The sequence below is a fragment of the Herpetosiphon gulosus genome (assembly GCF_039545135.1).
GTDB classification, from domain to species: domain Bacteria; phylum Chloroflexota; class Chloroflexia; order Chloroflexales; family Herpetosiphonaceae; genus Herpetosiphon; species Herpetosiphon gulosus.
This window is the reverse complement of sequence record NZ_BAABRU010000007.1, coordinates 197,133-221,006: the sequence shown is the minus strand read 5'-3', so window position 1 is coordinate 221,006 and position 23,874 is coordinate 197,133. Positions and strand designations below refer to the sequence as shown.

The 23,874-nt window shown below is 50.7% G+C and carries 23 protein-coding genes, 2 riboswitches and 1 other annotated feature; of the genes, 22 read left to right on the top strand and 1 reads right to left on the bottom strand.

From position 1 onward, the window contains the following. Nucleotides 1-5: 5 nt before the first annotated feature. Complete coding sequence (locus ABEB26_RS11505; protein WP_345722144.1) at nt 6-1,697, bottom strand: DUF3105 domain-containing protein; 1,692 nt, start codon at nt 1,695-1,697, stop codon at nt 6-8. A gap of 54 nt (nt 1,698-1,751) precedes the next feature. Then, nucleotides 1,752-1,972, bottom strand: a binding site (T-box leader). Between the two features lie 432 nt (nt 1,973-2,404). On the opposite strand from ABEB26_RS11505, the gene ABEB26_RS11500 reads away from it, so the two are divergent. The 22 genes from ABEB26_RS11500 to ABEB26_RS11395 all read left to right on the top strand — a co-directional run bounded on the left by ABEB26_RS11500 (nt 2,405) and on the right by ABEB26_RS11395 (nt 23,873). Then, on the top strand, nt 2,405-4,858 hold the full coding sequence (locus ABEB26_RS11500; RefSeq protein WP_345722143.1) for a spermine/spermidine synthase domain-containing protein: 2,454 nt from the start codon (nt 2,405-2,407) through the stop codon (nt 4,856-4,858). Beyond that, complete coding sequence (locus ABEB26_RS11495; RefSeq protein WP_345722142.1) at nt 4,858-5,886, top strand: lipid II:glycine glycyltransferase FemX; 1,029 nt, start codon at nt 4,858-4,860, stop codon at nt 5,884-5,886. The genes ABEB26_RS11500 and ABEB26_RS11495 overlap by 1 nt, the downstream gene beginning before the upstream one ends. Before the next feature lie 46 nt (nt 5,887-5,932). Next, nucleotides 5,933-6,307, top strand: coding sequence for a hypothetical protein (locus ABEB26_RS11490; protein WP_012190398.1), 375 nt, complete (start codon nt 5,933-5,935; stop codon nt 6,305-6,307). 44 nt (nt 6,308-6,351) lie between these two features. Beyond that, on the top strand, nt 6,352-6,576 hold the full coding sequence (locus ABEB26_RS11485) for a DUF350 domain-containing protein (protein WP_345722141.1): 225 nt from the start codon (nt 6,352-6,354) through the stop codon (nt 6,574-6,576). Nucleotide 6,577: 1 nt separating this feature from the next. After that, a complete protein-coding gene (locus ABEB26_RS11480; protein ID WP_345722140.1) occupies nt 6,578-7,420 on the top strand; it encodes a hypothetical protein in 843 nt (280 codons plus the stop codon). Continuing rightward, complete coding sequence (speD, locus tag ABEB26_RS11475; RefSeq protein ID WP_345722138.1) at nt 7,417-7,824, top strand: adenosylmethionine decarboxylase; 408 nt, start codon at nt 7,417-7,419, stop codon at nt 7,822-7,824. The genes ABEB26_RS11480 and speD overlap by 4 nt, the downstream gene beginning before the upstream one ends. Nucleotides 7,825-7,887: 63 nt before the next feature. Next, nucleotides 7,888-9,156, top strand: a complete 1,269-nt coding sequence (locus tag ABEB26_RS11470) for a GAF domain-containing sensor histidine kinase (protein WP_345722137.1) — start codon at nt 7,888-7,890, stop codon at nt 9,154-9,156. Nucleotides 9,157-9,601: 445 nt separating this feature from the next. After that, entirely contained in the window at nt 9,602-10,693 is a 1,092-nt protein-coding gene (locus tag ABEB26_RS11465; RefSeq protein ID WP_345722136.1) for a molybdopterin-dependent oxidoreductase, read from the top strand. Between the two features lie 175 nt (nt 10,694-10,868). Beyond that, complete coding sequence (locus ABEB26_RS11460; protein ID WP_345722134.1) at nt 10,869-11,864, top strand: radical SAM protein; 996 nt, start codon at nt 10,869-10,871, stop codon at nt 11,862-11,864. Between the two features lie 23 nt (nt 11,865-11,887). Beyond that, nucleotides 11,888-12,457: an AMMECR1 domain-containing protein gene (locus tag ABEB26_RS11455; protein ID WP_345722133.1), complete on the top strand. Its 570-nt coding sequence runs from the start codon at nt 11,888-11,890 to the stop codon at nt 12,455-12,457. Between the two features lie 294 nt (nt 12,458-12,751). Continuing rightward, nucleotides 12,752-12,880 (top strand): hypothetical protein, encoded by a 129-nt coding sequence (locus ABEB26_RS11450; protein ID WP_287045367.1) that lies wholly within the window; start codon nt 12,752-12,754, stop codon nt 12,878-12,880. A 162-nt stretch (nt 12,881-13,042) separates the two neighbouring features. Then, a riboswitch (glycine riboswitch) is annotated at nt 13,043-13,134 on the top strand. 44 nt (nt 13,135-13,178) lie between these two features. Next, nucleotides 13,179-13,964, top strand: coding sequence for a lipoate--protein ligase family protein (locus ABEB26_RS11445; protein ID WP_345722132.1), 786 nt, complete (start codon nt 13,179-13,181; stop codon nt 13,962-13,964). 20 nt (nt 13,965-13,984) lie between these two features. Continuing rightward, nucleotides 13,985-15,070 (top strand): glycine cleavage system aminomethyltransferase GcvT, encoded by a 1,086-nt coding sequence (gene gcvT, locus ABEB26_RS11440; protein WP_345722131.1) that lies wholly within the window; start codon nt 13,985-13,987, stop codon nt 15,068-15,070. A 100-nt stretch (nt 15,071-15,170) separates the two neighbouring features. Next, nucleotides 15,171-15,560 (top strand): glycine cleavage system protein GcvH, encoded by a 390-nt coding sequence (gene gcvH, locus ABEB26_RS11435; protein ID WP_345722130.1) that lies wholly within the window; start codon nt 15,171-15,173, stop codon nt 15,558-15,560. Between the two features lie 263 nt (nt 15,561-15,823). Continuing rightward, on the top strand, nt 15,824-17,155 hold the full coding sequence (gene gcvPA, locus ABEB26_RS11430) for an aminomethyl-transferring glycine dehydrogenase subunit GcvPA (RefSeq protein ID WP_345722129.1): 1,332 nt from the start codon (nt 15,824-15,826) through the stop codon (nt 17,153-17,155). A 4-nt stretch (nt 17,156-17,159) separates the two neighbouring features. Beyond that, entirely contained in the window at nt 17,160-18,629 is a 1,470-nt protein-coding gene (gene gcvPB, locus ABEB26_RS11425) for an aminomethyl-transferring glycine dehydrogenase subunit GcvPB (RefSeq protein WP_345722128.1), read from the top strand. Between the two features lie 210 nt (nt 18,630-18,839). Then, nucleotides 18,840-18,925, top strand: a riboswitch (ZMP/ZTP riboswitch). Between the two features lie 39 nt (nt 18,926-18,964). Next, nucleotides 18,965-20,485, top strand: a complete 1,521-nt coding sequence (gene purH, locus ABEB26_RS11420; RefSeq protein WP_345722127.1) for a bifunctional phosphoribosylaminoimidazolecarboxamide formyltransferase/IMP cyclohydrolase — start codon at nt 18,965-18,967, stop codon at nt 20,483-20,485. 72 nt (nt 20,486-20,557) lie between these two features. Continuing rightward, a complete protein-coding gene (gene hisIE / locus ABEB26_RS11415; protein ID WP_012190284.1) occupies nt 20,558-21,196 on the top strand; it encodes a bifunctional phosphoribosyl-AMP cyclohydrolase/phosphoribosyl-ATP diphosphatase HisIE in 639 nt (212 codons plus the stop codon). 2 nt (nt 21,197-21,198) lie between these two features. Further along, on the top strand, nt 21,199-21,963 hold the full coding sequence (locus ABEB26_RS11410; RefSeq protein ID WP_345722126.1) for a WecB/TagA/CpsF family glycosyltransferase: 765 nt from the start codon (nt 21,199-21,201) through the stop codon (nt 21,961-21,963). A 4-nt stretch (nt 21,964-21,967) separates the two neighbouring features. Beyond that, nucleotides 21,968-22,558, top strand: a complete 591-nt coding sequence (locus ABEB26_RS11405) for a B-box zinc finger protein (protein ID WP_345722125.1) — start codon at nt 21,968-21,970, stop codon at nt 22,556-22,558. A 1-nt stretch (nt 22,559) separates the two neighbouring features. Further along, nucleotides 22,560-22,940 carry an ACT domain-containing protein gene (locus ABEB26_RS11400; protein WP_345722123.1) on the top strand — a complete coding sequence of 127 codons (381 nt, stop codon included), beginning with the start codon at nt 22,560-22,562 and terminating at the stop codon, nt 22,938-22,940. A 24-nt stretch (nt 22,941-22,964) separates the two neighbouring features. Next, nucleotides 22,965-23,873, top strand: coding sequence for a GAF domain-containing protein (locus ABEB26_RS11395; protein ID WP_345722122.1), 909 nt, complete (start codon nt 22,965-22,967; stop codon nt 23,871-23,873). Nucleotide 23,874 lies beyond the last annotated feature (1 nt).

Genomic DNA, 23,874 nt, shown 5'->3' with positions numbered 1-23,874 from the left:
TAGAATTAATTAGGGCAGCGTAAATTAACGCATTCAGGGCCACGAGCAATATGTTCGCTGAAGAAAGTATTGACTGCATCGAGATTAACATTATCGTGCAGCATCAAACGATATTCCCAAGCAGTCATTGCCACCGTTGCATCCATATTCATACGCAAACGGAAAATAGTATGATCATTGCGCTGGTAGAGCTTGTTAAAGTTTGATTCTAATTGGATAAGTTCTGAAGGCGTAATGAGTTGGGGATTATAAAAAATAATTACCCCGCCATGTTCCAAATTATGCACGAGTGCTTCATCTTGAACATCATAAAAATGATAACCCCAATCAGCGGGATAGGTTGCATGATAACCAGAAGTTGGCGGCAAACTTTTATAATCAGCACTCCCAATAATATGTTGTGGCGGATCAACCGCTGGAATATATTCGCCCAGCCACATTTGATCAAATTTGGGCTTGGCGGCTTTACTTGGCGGCTTTTGATTAAATGTTGCCAAAGTAAATGCTGGTACAACTTCAACGCGAGCTACTTCTGTATCTTTCCAGATAGTAGGATAGACTAAAGTTTTATTATTACGATTGGTTTCTAAATCAGATTCACCAATAATATCAATGAAATCGGAGCCAGCACCAATAATTGTATCGTCCTTGTCATAGAGCAACATTGATACAAGGGTTGAAGTAATACGTTCTGTAGTATCAGTTGCAATAACATTATAGACAATATAGGTATCACCTCTTGCTTCTAAATTATCAGGAGGATATTTGATTCCATTTGTTGTGATAACATCTAAGTTTGGTTTAGGTATAGCTTGATCAAGCGTGATTGGATAGCCCTGACCTAGGCTAATTTCAACGCTTTTGGCGCGAAAGCTATCACCAGTAAAAACCCCATCGGCAACGACAATTTTTTGCTTGGGCAGCAATAATTCAATCGTATTGGTATTTTTCAGCACTTTATCAAATTGGCTGGTTAAGGTCATGGTATAGGGAATGTTATACAGCGCTTGATCGCTAGGGTTTTCAATTTCAAAATAGACCATCGCCTGATCGGTCATCGGTGCTTGGCCAACGCCTGAAGATACGATTTTAAGTTCAACCTCAGCTAGCAGCGGTTGTTCGTTAGCGGTGGTTGAGTTGGTATTATTCAACAATGGCCAAAATTGTAAACCAAGCAGGATTAACAAGCCCAAACCACATAAACTTGCCCCAATTAGCATTAACATTTTAGGCAACGAACGAGCGGGTTTAGGCGTTGCCCGTGTTGGTTGATGCAGTTTCTGGGTTGGTTGACCCATACTGTGATTGACTGGCGGCGTGGAACTAGGCCCAGCTTGCGAATCAACCAATCGCTCAGTTTGAATGCTTGATGCCGTGAAACTAGGCCTAGCCTGCGCATCAACCAAGGGCATGGTTGGGCTGGTGCTTGGATCGCTTGGTGACGCGGCGATTGGCTTAATTGCTGCAATCGGCTTAATTAGCTTAATCGCTGCTGGCGCGGCAGCCTCAATTGCCGTAATTCGGCGCAAACATTCGGCCTGTTGGACTGGGTCAGTGACGATGTTGGCTAAAATGCGCCAAGCCTCGCGTTCATGCACATTTTGGCGAATCACGGCGGCTAAAAGCTGTTTGGCTCGATTGTGGTCGTTTTGGGCTAAGGCTTGTTCAACCTCGCGCTGCCAGTTGGTCGGTTCCATCACATCCCCTCAAATTTAGATCAATTGCTGCTAAAAACAAAAACCCCACGCCCAAACAAGGACGAGAGGAAACTCGTGGTACCACCTTGATTATGTTGCAAGTGCAACATCACTCATTGACGCAATAACGGGCGCACCCGAACCAACTTACTGGATTTCAGTTGATCGACTTCCAAGCCACGTTCAATTATTGCTCAACCGAGGGTGCTTTCAGCCGGTGACACCCAATCTCTGGCGGGAACCAATAATTTACTCATCTTGTTCAACGTCGTTTGTAGTTGCTCAAATAATAGCCATGCTTGCGCTTTGTGTCAAGATTGGGGATCGGTTGCTGGGGATCGGGGATCGGTTGTTGGGTGATTTCCCCTCGCCTCGCGTGCGCGATGAGGGGGTGCTTATAAGGGTAGGCTTTTGTTCCCTCACCCCCAACCCCTCGCCCACTGCGGCGGGCGAGGGGCTTTTCGTTGGGTGGTTCCCCCTCTCCCGCGTGCGGGATGAGGGGGTTAGGGGGTGAGGGCATATCAATCGGCGGTAAATTCCATCCAAATTATTGTTAAAAACCTACCCTTGTGAGAGAGGGGGCTAGGGGGTGAGGGAACAAAATTTTCTCTCAGTCCCTAGCCATTGACATGCAGACTATAAATCTGTAACCTATAGCCAGCAACCCACGTACCAACCCCAGCAAACCCGTTGTATGGAGAACAACCATGACCATTGTCCTTGATCAGCGCTCCGATCAATCACTTGCCGTCTACATCGACGGCGATTTGCAGTTTGATAGCCGTGATGAAGGGGTGTACCACGAGCTTTTGGCCTTGCCAGCACTCGCGCTCGCCCAAGCACGCCGCCCCAAACGCCAACTCCGAGCGTTGATTTGCGGCGGTGGCGATGGCTTCGTTGCCCGTGAATTGCTCAAATCTTCAGCCATCAAACAGATCGATTTGGTCGATTATGACCCAACCATCCTCAATTTAGCCCAGAACGAATGGCCTGAACTCAATCAGCATGCCTTAACCAACCCACGCCTGAAATTACATATCTGCGATGCTGTGCAATTTGTCGATCAGGCGGCACAGGCAGCCGATGAATACGATTTGATTATTTGTGATTTTACTGTGCCACGTGATCAGGCTGGTGCTCGTTTACATAGTATCGATTGGTATCAGCAATTGGCCTATATTTTGCATCCCCAAGGCCTGATTGCGGTCAATGCTGCTTCGCCATCGCAAACGCCAGTGGCCTATTGGATGATTTATAACAGCATTCGCACTGCCGATTTGAACCCAAAACCTTATCGTTTTGCCTTGCCTTCATTCACCGAAGCAGGCTACGGCGATGATTGGGGCTTTTTCATTGGCAGTCGTCGAGCGTTGCGCCCACGCGAGCTTGATCATTTGGCCTTGGCTGAGCCACGCGAATTTTTGCACAATATCGAGCAATTGAAACGAGCCTTTGCCTTCCCCGCCGCGCTTGCCGAAAAACGCACGACTGCCCAACCAACCAAACTTGCGAGCGATGCACTGTTGCACAGTTTGTTCGCGCCAACGTGGGATGAAGCCAGTGGTACTGATTGGACATCACTCGATTTTGTGCATGATCCAGCGCCTTTGCCCAAGCCGCATACCAGCGCGACTTTAGTACCAAGTGCTGTCCAGCAGGCGTTGCAGGCTGATCAAGGGCTTGATGAAAGCCAAGTTTTCGAGCAAGTGGTGCAGGTGATGCCCGCCCTACGAGCCGAACAAACTCGCAGTATGGTGCATGAATTTATTGCCAACCCACTGCGTTTCCTCAATTCGCTCGATTTGCGCAGCTTGGTTGAGGCGTTGTTGCGTCGCAGTCGCGAATTGCCGCGCAAACTTGTGGCCGAATTACGCTTGCTGCGTCGCCATCTCCAGCGCACGTGGGAGAATCCTCAATTGTTGTTGAGTCGGGGCTTGCGGATCGTCTCGGTGATTGCCTTGGTGATTATCTTGGCCAACTTGCTACACCCCGATACAACCTATGCCAAAGGTGATACCTCAGCAGGCTCCGGTGCAACCTCAAGTCAATCGATGGTGCGTACCAACTCGCCCTATGATGTGGTGCAAGCGCCGCCTTCCACGGTGGCTGGACGCGGTTTTGCAAGCTCAACCTATGGGCGCGGGCCGGTCGATGAATATGGAACCTATATTCCAACCACCCGCCGTTATCGCTACTATGGCTCGTATTATGGTGGTAGCTCGTATCGTAATTACAACCGTAACCAACGCCCAAGCGAAGACCCCAACGAAGGCGGTGCACTCTATCGCCTGACCCCTGAAACTGATATTTTGGCCAATGGCGAAATCGTCATTATCTTGACCGATCAAGCATATTTGTTACTTGCCGATCAGGTGATGACCGTGGTTGATAGCGAAGATGGCTTGCCGATCGTCTTTTTGCAGCGCGACGAAGCTCTGATTTGGCGGACTCATCGCGAGCTTGACCGTCAGCGGCGTGGGCTTGATGGCAGCGTCAAAGCCAAACAAGATTGGATCGATTGGGTCAGTTGGGCGGGCTTTGTGCCATGGCGCAACGATGATCAAGCTGAATTGAATAATATTGTGCAAACTCGGGGCACGCTCGATCAAGCAATCAAAAGCTTGGGTTCGATTCCGGCCAATCAGCCAGCCATTCGCGTACCCCCAACCGCTGGAGGCTTTCAATTATTCTCCAGCGTCTGGATGAATGCTGAAGGTAGTTTGGCGATTCTCGAACAGCCCGATGGGAGCAAGGCCTACCTCAATAAAACTGGCTGGTTCCGTGATGCAGCGCTAACTCAACCACTCAGCGAGCCGTATCCTGATGAATTTCGCACTAAGGTTTTAGTGCCATTCCTGACCAAGCAAACCACTGAGTATGAGGCGATTAAAAAGCGCATCGAGGCCGATTTGACCAGTGCCAAGAGTGACTTGAGCTTGTTAAACTCAGATAAAACTGAGTACACGTCAATTCAAACGAGCTATGGCCCAAGCGATATTGTTGATTATGGCACAACCGAAATTCGGGTTGACGAAGCTTTGCGTCGCACCAACGATGATTTAGCCCGAACCCAACAACTCATCCAAGTCTTAAATGATCAACTAAGTTCGTTGCCCAAGCAAAACGACGCGGCCAAGAAGTTTTTACAGAGCTTGAAATAATGTACGTCGCGCTTTTGTCACAACTGAGCAGCAGCAGTGAACTGGGCCAGCAGTGGGAAGCTTTAGTTCAAGCCAACCCCGCTGGTGGCGTGATGCAAAGCTTAGCTTGGGGCCAATTCAAACAACGACGCGGTTTGCAGGTTGTGCATTTTGGCCTATTTGATGCTACTGATCATTTAATTGGTGGTATGCTCTGCACAATTCCAGCGCAGAGTGGGGTTGGTAGCAACTTGATCGTTGCCGATGGGCCAATTTTGCCGTGGCACGATCAATCCATCGCTCGCCAGGGGCTGCGTTTATTGCGCGAGACCGCTGAAAAACAGGCCAGCACGTACGGCGCAGTTGGTTTGCGGATTGAGCCACGGTTGGAACGCCCAGCACCCAATTTGCTGCGCGATTGGCGACGAGCACCAGTTGATATACTGGCCCGCGAAACCCTTTATTTGGATTTACGACCTTCTGCCGCGCAATTGTTGGCGGCGATGAAACCCAAAGGCCGCTATAACATTCGCTTAGCGGCGCGGCGTGGCGTAAGCGTGCGCATCTCGCATGATCTGGCCGATATACCCTTGTTTTATCGCTTGATGGATGAAGCTGGCGAACGCGACGATTTCTATGTTGAGCCAATCGACCATTTTAATGATCTGTTGGCGACGCTGGCTCCGCTTGGTCATGCCCATTTGTTGTTTGCCGAGTATGCTGACCAAATCTTGGGAACCTTGCTGTTGATCAGTTATGGTCAGCGGGCAGTGTATCAATATGGTGGTATTAGCAACCAATTGCGTGAACACATGGCAGGCTACGCTTTGCAATGGGCCGCAATTCAACAAGCCCAAAGCTTGGGCTGCACCAGTTACGATTTTTATGGATTTGAACCAACAGGTGATCCGCATCACCCATTTGCAGGCTTTTCGCGCTTCAAGCGAGCCTTTGGTGGGCAAGCAATTGCCTTGATTGGGGCATATGATTATTATTTTACCGAACAACTAGCCGATGTCATTATTCGAGCAGTGCGCGAATTGGCCTAGTTAGTTGTTATAAGGAAACGCCTTTTAGTGCTTCCGAGGAGGCTCAATGAGTCAACCGCCACGTTTTGGCCGGATACCGCCAAACACAGCTCAATTGGTAGCGGGCCTTGCCCAAACCGTTGCTGGCCAAGTTGTGACTGCCCTGCCAAACCATGCAGGCCATGCAACTCGCGCCGCAGCTACCGAAATTATTCTGGGGATTGTGCTGCGCGACTGGCGCGAAAATGAAAATACTTCGGGCTTATTGCCTGATGATGTCGCCGATTTACGTTCATTTGTGCAGCTTGCCGCCACGTTGGCTGGCAACGATCTTGAAAATCAAGGTGCGCCGGTTTTTCGGGCGGTGCTGACTGGCTTGATGGAAGATTGGCTGGCAAATTGGAATGCTCCAGGCGACCCTGGTGCACCTGGCCCATACTAAACACTGCTGGATAAACCGCTTTTTTTGAGCTTCAAGGAGCATGCATGTCTGGTGATGAAATTATGACATTGGTGGGTCGGGTCGCTGCTTCGGTTGGTTGGACGCTCATCAGCGTTTTGATTTTCTACGGTGGCGCTCGGCTTTACGATTTACTTGATCCAATTGATTATCGTGAAGAAATTAAACGTGGCAATGTGGCCGCAGCGATTCAATTAGCAGCAGTAACCATTGCCTTAGCCGCAATTGTTATCATGGCAGTGGCAACCTAACATGGATACACAAACCCAACCATTTTGGCAACGCTTCGGCATCCATACGCTTAGTCTTGGCTTGGGTGGGGCTATTGCTAGCCTTGTATCGTTGTTGCTAGGAAACATCATTTTTGGGCAAACCAGTCGGGTACTGACTGGTGGGATGCCTGTATTTTTGGTGGTTATGATGGTTATTGTAGGTTGTTTATCCTACTTTATCATCAAACGTTGGTTTCGTGGTTGTTCGAGCTTTTTGGTGATTAGCGGTTGGTTTCTTGCGCATTTCGTTGTGAATGTGATTGCTGTCGTCTTTTTTGACTCAGATATGTCGATTGTTTCCTATATCGTCACTTGGTTGATTATGGGAGCACTTGGCGCACTGATGTTCAGCAATTCAACCTTTGCTCGTAGCATCGGCATGGTTGGGGCTGGCACAGCAATCGGGGCCGGAGTGTATGCAGCCTCACGCAACAACGAGGTGCTGAAGGCCTCAGGGTACGGGCGGATTCCGCCATCGACCGTGATTTTGCTAACCCAGCATGTGCGCTTTGCTAATGATGCAGTCAATCAACTACCACCCAATACTCCCGCCAATTTCCGCAAGATTGCGGTTAATGTTGTGCTCGAACATGTGATTCGCGATTGGTGGTCGAACGGCAATAACGAAGGCCTTACCCCAACCGATGTCAACGATTTGGGCGCGTTTGTCCAACTGGCTTGGTTTGCGGCGCGTGGCCAAAACCATTTGTTGCAAGCCGAAGCTGTGTTTCGGGCCAGCTTAATCGCATTAATGGACGATTGGTTTAATTCGTGGAATGCCGAAGGAGTTGAAGGCGCACCACGCTGGCAATCCAAATCATGAGCAATTTCATTCAAGCGCCAATCTATCCGGCTGCTGGGCGACACCTACTTGCAAATTTAGGTGGCTGCTCAGCAGCAATCCTCAATGATCGTGATGTGCTGCAAGCAATTGTGATGCAAGCAGCACATGCCACCAATGCAACTGTGCTCGAAATTGTTGCCCATCAATTTACTCCGCAAGGCGTTACCATCGTGGCAGTGTTAGGCGAAAGTCATGCCTCGCTACACACCTATCCTGAGCATGGAGCAGCTTTCTGGGATTGTTTTACCTGTGGCGATCAATGCCAACCAGAAGCTTCGTTGGCTGTGCTCGTTCCTGCGCTACATGCGACAAATGTCCATTCTCAGCTTATAGACCGTACTATCAGCGAAGTCACCCAAACAGCCCCCTCGACAGTGGCTTAACGCTATGTCAAGATCGTACTAGCCTTTAGTTTCCAGCGATCTTGATTTTAGCGAGGAGCCGCCATGCGTACTCAATACCCTACAAACGAAGCTCAACGTCTTGCTGCCCTGCAAAGTTATGGCTTGCTGGCCCGCCCATATATTCACGAATTCGATGAATTGGCGCGCTTGGCGGCGCTTTTTTGTGCTACGCCCATTGCAATCATCTCGCTGATCGATCATAAATATCAATATATCAAAGCAGCTTTTGGCAGCCAACTCAAAACAATTCCACGTAAATATTCATGTTGTGCCCAGACAATTGTTGAGCGTGAGATGGTTGTCTATGATCAGGCTAGCCTTGAGCGTAGTTTTGGACATCACCCCTTAGTACAGCAGGGCTTTCAATTCTATGCAGGCATGCCGATTATCAATCAACAAGGCTTTGCCCTTGGATGCATCGCGGTGATCGATCGGCAGCCACGCCAACTTAGCCCGCAGCAGCGTGAAAGTTTACAACTGATCGCCCAACAATTAAGCCATCAATTTGAGCTTTTGCGCCAAGTGCAACAACTGACTGCCTTGCCCCACGATGTCTTTCATTCGAATATCGCCAATGACCCCCAAGTGCCGAGCAAAACACCCTTAATTGCCAAAATGAGCCAGCAGTTGCACAAGCCGCTGCATACGATTATGACCGATAGTCAACTTTTGGCTGATCAGTTGATCGAAGCGGGAGTGGCCGAGTTAGAGCCAACTGCCCATCATATCCAAGAAACCAGTGCCCAGCTTTTGGCATTAATCGACGATATGATCGATTTGGCTAAGATTGAGCATGGCCAACTTGATGTGCACTATGAGGAAGTTTGTTTGGGTCCGTTGATCGATCAATTAAATGTGATTGTTGGGCCGTTGATGGTGCGTAACCATAATTCGTTCCATGTGCAAATTGGCACACGCCAACGCATTTTTTGGAGCGATAATCGCTTGGTACGCCAAATTTTGGTGAATGTGGTGGGTAATGCTGCCAAATTTACCCACGATGGCTCAGTACGGATCGAAGTGAGCGAAGAACAGCGCAATGGTCAGCATTATTTGGCCTTTCATGTGATCGATACAGGCATTGGCATGACTCCTGAGCAACAAGTCCAGTTGTTTCAAGAGCAACCGCGTTTGGGCAAAAGCCTGAGCAGTCAACCAAGCACAGGTTTGGGTTTGGCCATCAGCAAGCGCTTGGCGTTGTTGCTGGGCGGCGATATTACCTTGAGCAGCAATCCTGGGATCGGCAGCCATTTCACACTTTACTTACCCTTAAAGGCGACCCCGCAAATCACGCAGCCGCAAGCTGCTTAATGCCAAACTTGATTGGCAATGAATTTTAGTATTCTTGAGGATTCACCACCCTTCCGTCCCGCCTCCAGGCGGGAAACGCAGGGGGGCTTTAATCCCCCTGCACCCCCTCAATTGCAATTAGTGGCATTCATTCATCCACCGATGAACCAGCGTAGCCGTGGTTCGTAGCGAAAACCGACCCTTGAAAGCTTGCCCCCTCTCCCGCCCAGCGAGGCGAGCGGGCATCCCTCCATCATGAAACTCCCCTCGTCCGCCGCCGTGGGCGTGGGGTCGGGGGTGAGGGCAGGTACCCTAACTCCTTATTTAGCGGTTAATTGTGCTATACTCGCAAGCGCTGCATCGATTTAGTCCCTCCGTTGCAGAAAAAATCTAGCCATTGCCAATTCAAAGAACAGTGTTGTTCATGGGTGCTGGTTGCAGCATCTCTAGAAAAGGAGCGATTTCGATGCGAGATAGTCTGCCTTCATTTGACCTTGCCAAAAGTGCGACGATGCAGGTGGTTCAGGCCGAGCCATTTAATGCTGGCACACCCTTAGCTGAGCTAGCTGACAGCTATATTCAGCCAACCAGCCATTTTTTTGTGCGCACTCATGGCACGATTCCGAGCCTCGACCCTGAAACCACCACAATTCACGTGCAGGGCTTATTGGCGCAACCATTCGGCATGAGCATTACCGAAATTAAGCAACAATTGCCCTATATTGAGCAGGTTTCGACCTTGCAATGTGCTGGCAACCGCCGCCAGGAGATGCACGCCTACCAGCCAATTTATGGCGAATTGCCGTGGGGAGCTAATGGCCTGAGTACCGCAACTTGGGGTGGTGCGCCCTTACGAGCGCTGCTAGAGCGCTGCGAGATTGAGCCTGCTGCGCTGCATTTGGTGTTTGAAAGCTACGATCAGGTTGAGCGTCATGGCCAAACTTTTGGCTATGGTGGTTCGATTCCGCTCAACGAGCCGATGATCGAGCATAGCTTGTTGGCCTACACGATGAACGGTGCACCCTTGCCAGCGCTGCATGGTGGCCCGTTACGCTTGGTTATTCCTGGGATTGTTGGTGCTCGCAGCGTCAAATGGTTGCGCTCGATTGAATTGAGTGCTGAGCCATCACATAACTATTTTCAGCGCCGCGCCTATCGTTTGGCTCAAAGTAGCGAACCTGAAGCTTGGCAAACAGCCCCAATGTTGCATGAATTGCCAGTTAATGCGGTGCTGTGTTTGCCGACACCTGACCAACCCTTGACAGCAGGCACGATCACTCTGGCGGGCTATGCGATTACTGGCGGCCAAGCGCTGGTTGAGCGGGTCGAAATTTCGCTTGATCAGGGTCAAACTTGGCAAAGTGCTCGTTTGATCGACCCACCAACGCTTGGTTGTTGGAGTCGCTGGCAAATCGAGCTAGAACTGGCCGTAGGTGCATATCAATGTTGGGTGCGTGCCACTGATTCGCTTGGTCAACAACAGCCAGAGCAACCAGCCTGGAATGTCAAAGGCTATCATCACAACGCAATTCAACGAGTTCGCCTAACGGTTTGCTAAATTAGCGCTCATCGCTAACGATCAGGTTAGGGCTGATCGACGAAATTGCTGCTCTAAATGGGGTTAAATCAACGGCGTTCCTATCAGCGCGTGGTACTATAGTTGCAGAAGAAAATATGAGCGTCAGCACGGCTGGGTGGAAGACGCAACACGTAGGACGACGAGGAAATCTTTCATGCACGAAACAACACTCGTGTCACGCTCGGCGCAAGGATTGCGCTGCGAGGTCTGTCAATGGCGCTGTCTACTCGCTGATGGTGAATGGGGTCGTTGTGGTGTGCGCCAACGCCAAGATCAAACAATTACGGTTCATAACCATGGTTTAGTGTCAGCAGCCACGATTGGCCCAGTTGAGGATTATGGGTTTCGCCATTTTTTTCCTGGGGCCAGCGTGTTTGCAATAGGGGGTTGGGGTACGTCGTTCCCTGCCCATCACGATGCTGCCTATCACGCCCAAGTTCCGACTGACCCCGCCAAGCAACGTTCGATTGATCCGGAACGGGTGGTGGGATTTTCGCAAGAGCGCATGACGCGTGGGATTGTTTGGGCTTATAACGAACCAACCATGAACTTTGAACATGTGCTAGAAACCGCCCGTTTGGCTCGCTCGACCAGCCGTATGACCGGTATGGTAACCAATGGTTATTGGTCGAAAGCGGCGCTCGATCAGCTTGCGCCCTATATCGATGGCTTAATGCTAACGGTCTATGGCTTGAGTGATGCCAGTTATCAAGCATTAACTGGGGTTGAGCAATGGCAAGGAATTTTCGCTGGAGCCGAGCATGCGGTTAAACGCTGGGGCTGTCATCTTGAAATTACCACGCCAATTGTGACTGGAGTGAACGATAGTAGCGCCGAAATTGAAGGCATTGCCCGTTGGATCAAGCGCAAATTCAATGGTCTGATTCCATGGCGGATTATCCCGAGTCGTGATGCTGATACCAACGCCGCGACTTCGGTGCGCAAAGTGGCCCAAGGCTTAGGCTTGCCATTTGTCTATGGAGCGCAGCCAACCGAAACTACACGCTGCCCCAAATGCGAATGGGCAGTGATCGAACGCTTCGATGGTCAGCCCCGGGTGGTTGGGGTTAGCGAAAGCCAGTGCGAAAACTGTGGCAGCGAAGTCTACATTCGCTCATCATTATTTAAACGTAACAAATTAAACGACTAAATACGCAGCTAAGGAGCCTGCCAATGCCCAAACAAGCAGCCCTGATTGTGCAAGATCCCTTGGTTGTGCTGGCACGGCAAGCGGTCAATCGCTTTATTCGCCAAGGCGAGTTGCTGCCTGTTGTCGAGCCATTGCCAATCGATCAACGCCGCAGCCAAGGGGTTTATGTGAGCTTGATCAAAGCTGGGCAGTTACGTGGTTGTGTTGGCAGCGTGCAACCACAACAAGCCTCGTTAGCCAAAGAAGTGATCTATATGGCAGTTGCGGCAGCAGTGCACGACCCGCGATTTAGCCCAGTTCAGCTTGATGAGCTTGATCAATTGAGCTATATCGTTGATCTAGTTGAAAATTTGGCCTTGCTGAAAAATAGATCTGCCCATGATCCTGCAGTTGATGGCTTGCGGGTGCTGCGTGGGCGCAATCAAGGGGTCGTGCTGCCGAATACCAGTGGCATTACGACGTTTGAGCAACAACGCCAATTGGCCTATCAACGGGCGGGCCTTGAACCCACTACCGCTACAACACTTGAGCGCTTTCAGGTTAGGCGGATTATTGAGTTATCAGGTAATTATCAGGAAACTATCAGCTTATAACCAAGCCCTGTAATTTGCAGAAATAGCAAAGCAGCATATAATCTAGCAGCCATCACATGGATAGGACGCACCAAAATCGATTGTTGATCAGCTTGCTCGGCAAAAGTCATGGGTCTGCTATGCACAAACAGCTATTGTGCTCTGCCAAAGCAATCGTCATAATTGAACTGCGCCCACCAAAATCAACCAGTATAAATGCAATCGATGGCATATCACTTGCATTCCACAACGCTGTGTGAACCGAGGAATGAACTCAATTGGTTCTTGAACTTTTTATTTGAGGAGCGCCCTAGTATGTTGACTATCGTGTTTTGGGCATTTATGTTGCTCTGCTGTGCTGTGGCTCCGGTTGTGATCGGCTTGCGCAGTTTTAGCGAGCCAGTCGAAGCTCAATACGAAGCAAACCAAGCCTCAAACCAATAAAGTACGCAAATTGACCAAATACCCACAGCGGCGTATACTACTGCTACAACCCAATATCGCTGAATGAAGGACGCGGAAGAGTATCCCTACGGGGATCGCCGACGAAGCAAATTACGGGTAGCCAACCCGTTGATGAATCTTTCAGGCTCCAACACCGTGTCTCGACAGCGCTCTGGAGAGCAAGCATTCACTTGCACCGATGGAGTAACTTGCAGGGCAAGGAATCTCTCAGGTCAATGGACAGAGATCAGGCATAATTGTATGTCGTGATCTCTTTTTTATTTAAGCGATTTTGCTCATGTGGCGTTACATTGTTTCAGCCGCCGCCGATGGCGCAACCAATATGGCGATTGATCATGCTTTGGCGCTGCATGCCAATCAATCGGTATACCCAACCCTACGAATCTATCGTTGGCAGCCTGCCTGTCTTTCAATCGGCGCATTTCAACCCTATAGCGATGTTAATGTGGCGGCTTGCCAACAAGCCCAAATCGAGATTGTGCGGCGGCCAACTGGTGGTCGTGCAATTTTGCATGATGCTGAATTGACCTACTCGATCACTGCCCCCAACAGCAACCCACTGCTTGGGGGTCGGGTTTTAAAAACCTACCGCACGATCAGCCATGGATTATTGGTTGGTTTGCGCCAACTGGTAAGCGCTGTCGATTGGGCTACTAGTGCCAGCGATGAGCCAAAATCAGCCGCCTGCTTTGATACACCCAGCGATTTTGAGATCACGGTGGCTGGACGTAAATTGGTTGGTAGCGCTCAAACTCGCACGCGGGGCGCAATTTTGCAACATGGAACGCTGTTGTTGCATGCTGATCGCCAGCAATTAAGCCAAGTGTTACATTTACCAGCTGAGCTTGATTCAGCAGCTTTGGCCGAGCGGTTGATTGCGCTCGATGAAGCGACTCAACGCCCCGTGAGCTTTGACGAGGCTCAACAGGCGATTGTTGCAGGCTTTGCCACGGCCTTCAATCTCGAATTCCAACCTGATCAATTGACCGAGCAAGAACTGGCTACGGCTGAGCGCTTGCGCCATGAACGCTATACTAACCCTGAATGGTTACAACGACGCTAAGTGATTTACGAGGTTTTTTGATGAAACAAACACCACTCAATGCACGCCATCGCGCCCTTGGAGCCAGAATGGTCGAGTTCGGCGGCTGGGATATGCCAGTGCAATATGCGGGCATTATCACTGAACACAAAGCAACCCGCGAAGGCGCTGGCCTGTTCGATATCAGCCATATGGCGCGATTTTGGGTCACTGGCCCCGATAGCGAACGCTTTATTCAGTTGATCGATACCTTTGATATTAGCAAAACCGCGATCGGCCAATCCGATTATGGGATTATGTGCTACGAAGATGGCGGAATTGTTGACGATATTTTCACCTATCATCTTGGCCCTGACGAATGGATGGTTGTGGCCAACGCTGGCAACGCTGAAAAAGATTGGGCTTGGCTCAATCAACATACTGCTGGTTACGATGTGGTGCTGACTGATCGTTCGCAAGAGTTGGCGATGATTGCCTTGCAAGGGCCAAAAGCTGAAAGCCTGTTGGCTCCTTTGACTGATGCTGATGTGGTTAATTTGGCCTTCCACGGCATCACCAAGGCCACCGTTGAGGCTGCTGCTGGCTATATTTCGCGCACTGGCTACACTGGCGAAGATGGCTTCGAGTTGTTCTTGCCTGCTGGCGAGATCGAACGAATCTGGGATCGCTTGTTGGAAGCAGGCGCTATGCCAATTGGCTTGGGGGCACGCGATAGCCTACGTTTCGAGCCAGGTTTGGCGCTTTATGGCCATGAAATTGAGCACGATATTAATCCCTATGAAGCTAAATTGGGCTGGGTGGTCAAGCTCGATAAAGGCCCATTTATCGGCTCAGAAGCCTTGCAAGATATCAAGGCCAACGGCCCAGCCCGCACCCTGATTGGTTTGGAAATGACTGGCCGCGGGATTGCCCGCCAAGGCTACCCGGTTGTGGCACTTGATGGTAGCGAGTTAGGCGTTGTGACGACTGGCATGCCCAGCCCGACACTGGGCAAAAACCTGGCCTATGCCTTGATCAAAGCTGGCAGCGTCAAAGTTGGCGTTGAAGTCGATGTGCTGATTCGCGAAAAGCCAGTGCGGGCAACTGTTGTCAAAACGCCGTTTTACAAAGCACGCTACAAAAAATAGCCTGCTGCTCTTGCATAAATAGCCGCTTTGCTTGATAGTAGCGCCTAACAATCTATGCTGATTGTGTGCTGTTTCGGCGTTATTGAAGGAGGACCACCGAATGTCCAATGTACCACATGAATTGCTGTATACCAAAGAACACGAATGGGTGCGGATCGACGGCAACAGCGCAGTTGTTGGCATCACCGAACATGCTCAACGCGAGCTTGGCGATGTAGTATTCGTCGAATTGCCCGATGTTGGCAAAAGTTTTGAGCTTGGCGACGCATTTGGCACGGTCGAATCAGTCAAGGCGGTTTCGGAAATTTATGCTCCGCTCAGTGGTGAAATTACCGAAATCAACAACGAAGTCGTTGATTCACCAGAATTGGTCAATGAAGACCCCTATGGCGAGGGCTGGTTGGCCAAATTCAGCTTTACCACTGCACCAAGTGGGTTGTTGAGTGCCGCAGAGTACGAACGCTATATCAACGACGAAGCCAATAAGTAGGGGTTAGGGATCAGAGGTCGGGGGCGAGGGGCGTTCCATCCCTCACTCCCTAGCCTCCTCTCTCAGCGAGCGATGCGAGGAGAAACCAACCCAGCATGAGGGTTGGAACGCCCCTCGCCCGCCGCAGTGGGAGAGGGGTTGGGGTGAGGGGACTTCGATCAACTAATCTAAATAGAAACAAATTCGTAAACCAATGGATTGCAAGGCAAGAAGGATTAGGTTTCATCCTTCATCCTTCATCCTTCATCCTTGTCAGAGGTTATATGAGCCACTACATTTCGATTACCGAGAGCGAACGCGCAGAAATGCTCAAGGCGATTGGCGTTGCCGATGTTGCCGAGCTTTTCCACGATGTTCCCGCTGATCTTCGGTTTCCAACGCTCGATCTGCCCGCCGCACTTGCCGAAGGTGAAATGGCCCGCGAATTACGCCGCTTGAGCAGCAAAAATAGCGATGTGCTGAACTATAGCTGTTTCTTGGGCGCGGGAGCCTACAACCACTTTATCCCTGCCGCAGTCGATTCGTTGTTGCGCCGCTCGGAGTTTTACACCGCCTACACGCCCTATCAGCCCGAAATTTCGCAAGGCACACTGCAAGCGATTTTCGAGTACCAATCGTTGATGTGTGGTTTGTTGCAGATGGATGCAGCTAATGCTTCGCACTACGATGGCGCAACGGCCATGGCTGAAGGCGCAATTATGGCGATCAGCGCAACTCGTAATCGGCGCAAAATTGTTGTGGCTCCTTCGGTTCATCCACAATATCGCGGCGTGTTGCGCAGTTATACCCAAGGCTTGGGCGTAACAATCACTGGCGACGAAAATCCAGCTGCTAGTGTGGCTGATGCTGCGGCTTTGGTCGATAACGAAACGGCGGTGTTTATTGTGCAATCGCCTGATTTCTTGGGTGTGTTGCACGATTTGAAGCCAGTCGCCGAACAAATTCATGCGGCTGGGGCATTGCTGTTGATGGTCACCAATCCGATCGCGTTGGGCTTGTTCCAAACGCCAGGTATGGTTGGCGCTGACATTGCCGTGATGGAAGGCCAGCCCTTGGGGATTCCGCTGAGCTTTGGCGGGCCGTATGTTGGCGTATTTAGCTGTACCGAAAAACTTTTGCGGCGCATGGCTGGGCGTTTGGTAGGCGTAACTACCGACCTCAACGGCCAATTGGGCTATGTGCTCACCTTGCAAACCCGCGAGCAACATATTCGCCGCGAAAAAGCTACCTCGAATATTTGTACCAACCAAGGCTTGATGGCCTTGGCTGCAACGATTTATACCTCGTTGATGGGCAAAACTGGCTTGCGTAAAGTGGCTGAGCTTTGCTACCAACGTGCCCATTATGCCGCCAAAGCGATTGGCAATTTGGCTGGCTACGAAGTGCTTGAGCAAGGCTCATTCTTCCATGAATTCGTGGTACGCTGCCCACGGCCTGTGGCGGAAATTACTCAAGCCTTGCATGCTCAAGGCATCATCGGCGGCTACGATTTGAGCAAGGATTACCCACACTTGGGCAATGCGATGCTGATCTGTGTTACCGAGCAAAATACGAAAAACGATATCGACCAACTTGTCGCAGTGTTGGGAGGCTAAGCCAATGCATACCTACGAACCACCAATTTTTGAATTGAGCAGCCCTGGTAAAATTGGCGCAGCCCTGCCCGATGCTGGCGTACCTGAAACCGAATTGCCAGCTCATTTGCTGCGCAACGACGATTTAGCGGGCTTGCCCGAAATTAGTGAAACCGAGGTGGTGCGCCACTTCACCCGCATCTCACAACGCAACTTCTGCATCGACACAGGCATGTATCCGCTTGGCTCGTGTACGATGAAATACAATCCCAAAATTCACGAAGATGCCGCACGTTTGCCAGGCTTTGCCTTCATTCACCCCTTGCAAGCCGAAGAAACCGTTCAAGGTGCCTTGCAATTGACCTATGAATTGCAAAATATCTTGGCCGAAATTTCAGGCTTTGATCAAGTTTGTTTGCAGCCAGCCGCTGGCGCTCAAGGCGAATTCGCGGGCATTTTGGTGTTCCGTGCCTATCACCTTGATCGTGGCGATGATCAGCGTGATGAAGTATTGTGCCCCAATTCGGCTCATGGCACGAATCCCGCAACCGCCGCGATGGTCGGTTTCAAAGTAGTCGAAATTGCTACCGATAGTCGGGGCAATGTTGATTTGGCCGATCTGCGAGCCAAAGTTGGCCCGCGTACCGCTGGCTTGATGTTGACCAATCCTAATACCTTGGGCTTGTTTGATGAAAATGTGCATGAAGTTGCCAAAATTGTGCATGAAGCTGGCGGCTTGATGTATGGCGATGGCGCGAATTTCAACGCCATTTTGGGGATTGTCAAGCCGGGCGATGTGGGCTTTGACTTTATGCACTACAACTTGCATAAAACCTTCACCACGCCTCACGGTGGCGGTGGCCCTGGTTGTGGTGCGGTTGGCTGTAAAGAATTTTTGGCCGATTATTTGCCAGGCCCAATCGTGGCACTCAAAGAAGGTCAATACACCCGCCACACGCCAGCCAAGAGCATTGGCCGCTTGAAAGCCTTCAAAGGCAATTTTGGTATGTTTGTGCGAGCCTACACCTACATTCGCATGCTCGGCGCGGCTGGCTTGCGTTCAGTCAGCGAACACGCGGTGTTGAATGCCAACTATCTGCGGGTCAATTTGGATAACATTTATCCAGTGGCCTACGATCGTACTTGTATGCACGAAGTTGTGTTGCAAGGCAAAATCAAGGGAGCGCCAAGCGTACATACCTTGGATATTGCCAAGCGCTTGATTGACTTTGGTTTTCACCCACCAACAGTCTATTTCCCCATCAGCGTGGCTGAATCGATTATGATCGAGCCAACTGAAACCGAATCGAAGCGCAACATGGATGCATTTATTGCTGCCATGAAGCAAATTGCCCATGAAGCGGTTGAAAACCCAGAGCTATTGCATGCTGCGCCAACTACCGCGCCAGTCCGCCGGCTCGATGAAGCCACCGCTGCTCGCCGCCCAATTCTGAAATACGATCAAGCGGCAATCGAGGCCTTGTTAAGCAAATAAACCACGTATATTGGCTCTAGGCTGATGGCTACAGGCTATCGGAACAATTTGTAAATAAGCACACAATCTCCGATAGCCAAAAGCCTAGAGCCTTAATTCCTACGCCTCTGTATTAAAACTTAAACCAGCCTCGCATACTCTTTATGTTCTATGTTCTATGTTCTATGTTCTTTGTGCTTTGCACTACAAGCGGGGCGCGGCTATAATGGCGCATGAATCGGTGACTGGCGATACACAAACGTGGGCAACCACGGGGGAGCCGATTTGCGCAGATGCCGCTCGCCTGGGCAAAGGGCTGTTTAGCCCTATGTACACCGCGAATGGAGCTTTGGTTCATGCGAGCTATTGTCAGTGTTTCAGACAAATCGGGGTTGGCGGATTTTGCTCAGGGCTTGAGCGATTTGGGCATTGAATTATTTTCAACTGGCGGTACCAAAGCCGCTTTGGTTGGGGCTGGTGTGCCAGTCCGTAGCGTCAGCGATTTGACGGGCTTTCCCGAAATTTTGGAAGGTCGGGTCAAAACCTTGCATCCTGGCGTGCACGCTGGAATTTTGGCCCGCCGCGATAAACCAGCCCATCTGGCTCAATTGGCCGAACACCATATCGGTCAGATCGATTTGGTGGTCGTCAACTTGTATCCGTTTGCCCAAACTATCGCCAAACCTGATGTTACTTTAGACGAAGCAGTTGAGCAGATCGATATCGGTGGCCCAACGATGGTGCGGGCTTCGGCCAAAAATCATGCCCATGTCTTGATCGTGATCGATCCTGCTGATTATCCACGGGTGTTGGAAGCTTTGCGGACTGAGCAAATTACGCCTGAATTGCGTCGCCAACTTGCCGCCAAAGCTTTTGCCCATACCGCAGCCTACGATAGCGCGATTGCCGCTTACTTAACCGATGAAACCTTCCCGCAACAATTGCCATTGGCCTGGGAATTAGCTCAATCGCTGCGCTACGGCGAGAATCCGCATCAAGCAGCGGCTTTTTATCGCGCTCCCAATGCTGCTGCCAATACCTTAGCCCAGGCTGTGCAACATCAAGGCAAAGAGCTTTCCTACAACAATTTGCTTGATGCCGATGCAACCTTGCAAGTGATTCAAAATTTTGATCAGCCAACTGTGGCGATTATCAAGCACACCAATCCTTGTGGCCTTGCTTCGGCTGAAGATTTGGTGGCTGCTCACAAAGCGGCCCGGGCGGGCGATCCGCTTTCGGCCTTTGGTGGCATCGTCGGAGTCAATCGCCCAGTTGATCAAACCTTAGCCAATGTGTTGAAAAAATATTTTTACGAAGTGATTATTGCCCCAAGCTTTAGCCCAGAAGCCTTGGTAATTTTGGCCGAAAAGCCCAATTTGCGCTTGTTGAGCGTCGATACCAGCCGCCCAACCAACAACGATTGGGAATATCGCAGCATTGGCGGCGGTATTTTGGCCCAACATGTCGATCGCGTTGGCAATGATCGCTGGGATGCTTGGCAGGTTGTAACGGAAACTGTGCCAAGCGATGAGCAACTGGCGGCCTTACAATTTGCTTGGAAGGCCTGTGCCAGCGTCAAATCGAATGCAATTGTCTTGGTGCAAGGCGAAGAATTGGTGGGGATGGGTGCTGGTCAGCCTTCGCGGGTTGATTCGGTGTTGACGGCGATTCGTAAGGCTGGTGATCGCGCCAAGGGCAGCGTGCTAGCTTCCGATGCCTTCTTCCCCAAGGCCGATGGAATTCAGGCCGCGATTGAGGCTGGCGTGAGCGCAATTGTGCAGCCTGGTGGCTCACAAGGTGATGATGAAGTGATTGCTGCTGCCAACGCCGCAGGTATCGCGATGATCTTCACTGCTACCCGCCACTTCAAACACTAAATCTATCTACAGGCCAGCGTTGGTCGATGGTCGGCCACGCTGGTCGCTTTTTAGTCGAAAGAATGTGATGTTATGGTCGAATTAACCTACGATAGCCAAGGCTTGATTCCCGCTGTGGTGCAGCATGCCCGTAGCGGTGAGGTGTTGATGGTTGGATATATGAACGCCGAAGCGTTGGCAAAAACCCAAACCAGCGGCTTAGTGACGTTTTGGAGCCGTTCGCGCCAGCAATTGTGGACGAAAGGCGAGACCAGCGGCAATGTGCTGAAATTTATCGCTGCTCGCACCGATTGCGACAACGATGCTTTGTTGATTTTGGCTGAGCCAACTGGCCCAACCTGCCATACTGGCTCACGCTCGTGTTTTCATACCACACTGGATGGCACCAAACGCGAAGGTAGCGCTGTGCCATTGGCCTTTGTGAGCCAATTATTTGAATTTTTGCGCGAACGCGAACAAACCCGCCCAATTGGCTCCTACACCACCTATTTGCTCGAAAAAGGAGTCGATAAAATTGGCAAGAAAATTGGCGAAGAATCAGCCGAGGTGATTATTGCCGCCAAAAATGGCAACGCCGATGAATTGCGTAACGAAGCCAGCGATTTAATTTATCACTTGTTTGTGTTGTTGCTCAATCAGGGCGTTTCGCCTGAGGATGTTTGGTTTACCTTGCGCGAACGTCATGGCCGCCAACGTGAGGAAAAACAATAACTATGACTTTTCAACGTCCAGCCGATTTGGCTTCACTCGAAATTCTGCGGGTGCGCGTCGATGACGTGACCATGGATGAAACGATTGAGCTGATTGCGGCTATGCTCGCCGCTGGTGGAGCGCATCAAATTGCCACAGTTAACCCTGAGTTTGTGATGGCGGCTCAAGATAATGTGGCTTTTCGGGCAACCTTGGCCGCCTCAAGTCTTTCGGTTCCTGATGGCACAGGCTTGTTGCATGCAGCGCGTTGGCAAGGCAAACAGCTACGATCCAAAGTTACAGGCATCGATTTGACCGAACGTTTGGCGGCTGAAAGTGCTCTGCGCGGCTGGAAAATCTTTTTGCTGGGGGCGGCTGATGGGGTGGCAGCCAAAGCAGCGGCGGTGCTCCAGCAGCGCTATCCTAATTGCCAGATTGTTGGTACATGGGCCGGCTCACCACGTGAGCTTGACCAACCAGCGATTGCCGACGAAATTCGGCGTAGCCAACCTGATATTGTGTTGGTGGCCTATGGTGCACCAGCCCAAGACCTCTGGATTCGGCGCTATGGCGCTGAGTTGGGGATTAAACTGGGAATTGGAGTTGGCGGTACGTTTGATGATTTGGCTGGTTTGCGTCCACGAGCGCCGCAATGGATGCGCAAATTTGGGCTAGAATGGTTATGGCGCTTAATTCGCCATCCACAGCGTTGGCGCAGAATTTTCACAGCGGTGGTGCTTTTTGGTTGGGCGGCTTGGCGCGAAGCTCAACGCATCAAACGAGGCTAAATCTATGCAAACAACGGTAGAAGAAGAGTTTTTTTGTGTTAATCACCCCAAAGAAGCGACGCTTTTGCGCTGCTCAAAATGTTTGAACCCGATTTGTGGACGTTGTGCCATGCGCACGCCAGTTGGTTGGCGCTGCCCCGATTGCACTGGCGCGGTGGCTGGACGAACTGGCTATTATGTGCCAACCCTGCTCAGCCAAGTCACGAGCCAGCAATATCTCAAAGCGATTGCCGGAATGCTCGGTGTCGCAATTGTTGGCGGGATTGCCTGGGGGCAATTTCGCTTGCTCGGCGATTGGGGTGATTGGAGTTTTTGGTTTGTGTTTGCCATTAGCCTGTTGAGTGGCGAAGTGGTTGGCCGGATTTCCAACGAGCGCCGCAATGCCCAATTAATGGTGATTGCTGGAGCAGGCGTGCTGATTGCAGCGCTGGTCGCGGCACTCTGGACACTGGGCATCAGCAACGATCTTGAGCCAAGCCAATGGTTGATGTACCTAGGTGAAGTACCTTCGCGACGCTATTTGGGCTTTACCTTGCCAAACGCTTTTTTTGTGGTGTTGGGGACGCTATTTGCAGCCCAGCGGGTTCGTGAGTAACATGCATCAATTGAAATTAAGCGTCTATTCCGAAATGTTGGCGGTTACTCGTTTAAATGTCGAGCAGCCATGGCCGGAATGGGCCTTGCAAAGCCCATTTGTGAGCATTAGCCGTACCACTGATGAATTATCGATTGTGTGTGAAACTAAATGTGTGCCTGAAAACGTCCAAGCCGAGCGCAATTGGCGTGGGCTGCGGGTCGTAGGCACATTAGATTTTAGCCAAGTTGGGATTTTGGCCAGTTTAGCAGCGCCGCTAGCTCAAGCCCAGATCAGTATTTTTGTGCTATCAACCTATGATACCGATTATCTTTTGCTTCGTGAACCTGAATTTAACGAAGCTGTGGCAGTTCTGACGGCGGCTGGGCATCAGATTGGCTGAACCGTGAGGCTGAAGGATTGAGCTATGCCGACGACTGAGGCGTTGGTGCGGGCACGAGCCGAGTTGGAGTGTATTCAAGAGTTTGGCCGCATTATCCATAGTACCCGCGATCGGTTTGTGGTCTACGAGTCGTTTTATCAATTGCTTGAGCAGGTTGTGCCGATCGATCACGGCAACATCAGCTTTTTTGATGCGCAGCAGAATTTGCGTCATGTCTATGTGATTGCCCATCGGCGTGGTAATTTTGCCGATGAGCCAGTCACGATTAAACCGCATACGCCGAGCGCTTGGATTTTGCGTCAGCGCAAACCACTGCTGTTTGAAAATATCTACACTGATAGCCATAGCGAGATTAACCTTGAGCATGCGCTTGGAGCCGATTTCCACCACGCCAGTTGCAGTTGGCTAGGCTTGCCAATTATGCTGGGCAGCCAATTGCTGGGCTTGGTGACGATTCAACATCATGAAACGGCGGCCTATGGCGACCGCGAATTGCAATTGCTGCAAACCCTCAGCTTGATGCTGTCCACGACGATCAACCAGATACAACGAGTGGAAGAATTGGAAGTGCTGCGTTTGGCCTTGAGCGCTCCCACGATTCCGGTTGATCAACATTTGTGGATTGTGCCAGTGATTGGGCGGGTTGATCAACAGCGCCTTGCAATTTTGCAAACGATTCTTTTGGGCCATGTTGAGCGCCAACGCATTCGCTATGTGGTGCTTGATTTAACTGGCATGCGCTCGTTTGACCCACAGGCAACAGGCTTATTCAATAAATTAATCGGCGCATTACGCTTATTGGGGGCAACCTGCATTGTTAGCGGAGTGCAGGCCGAAAATAGCGCTGTGCTTAGCCCGATTTTGAGCCAACATAATGTGCTAATTGTGCGTGATGTGCAGCAAAGTTTGCGCTATCTCAAGCGCCAAATTTGAG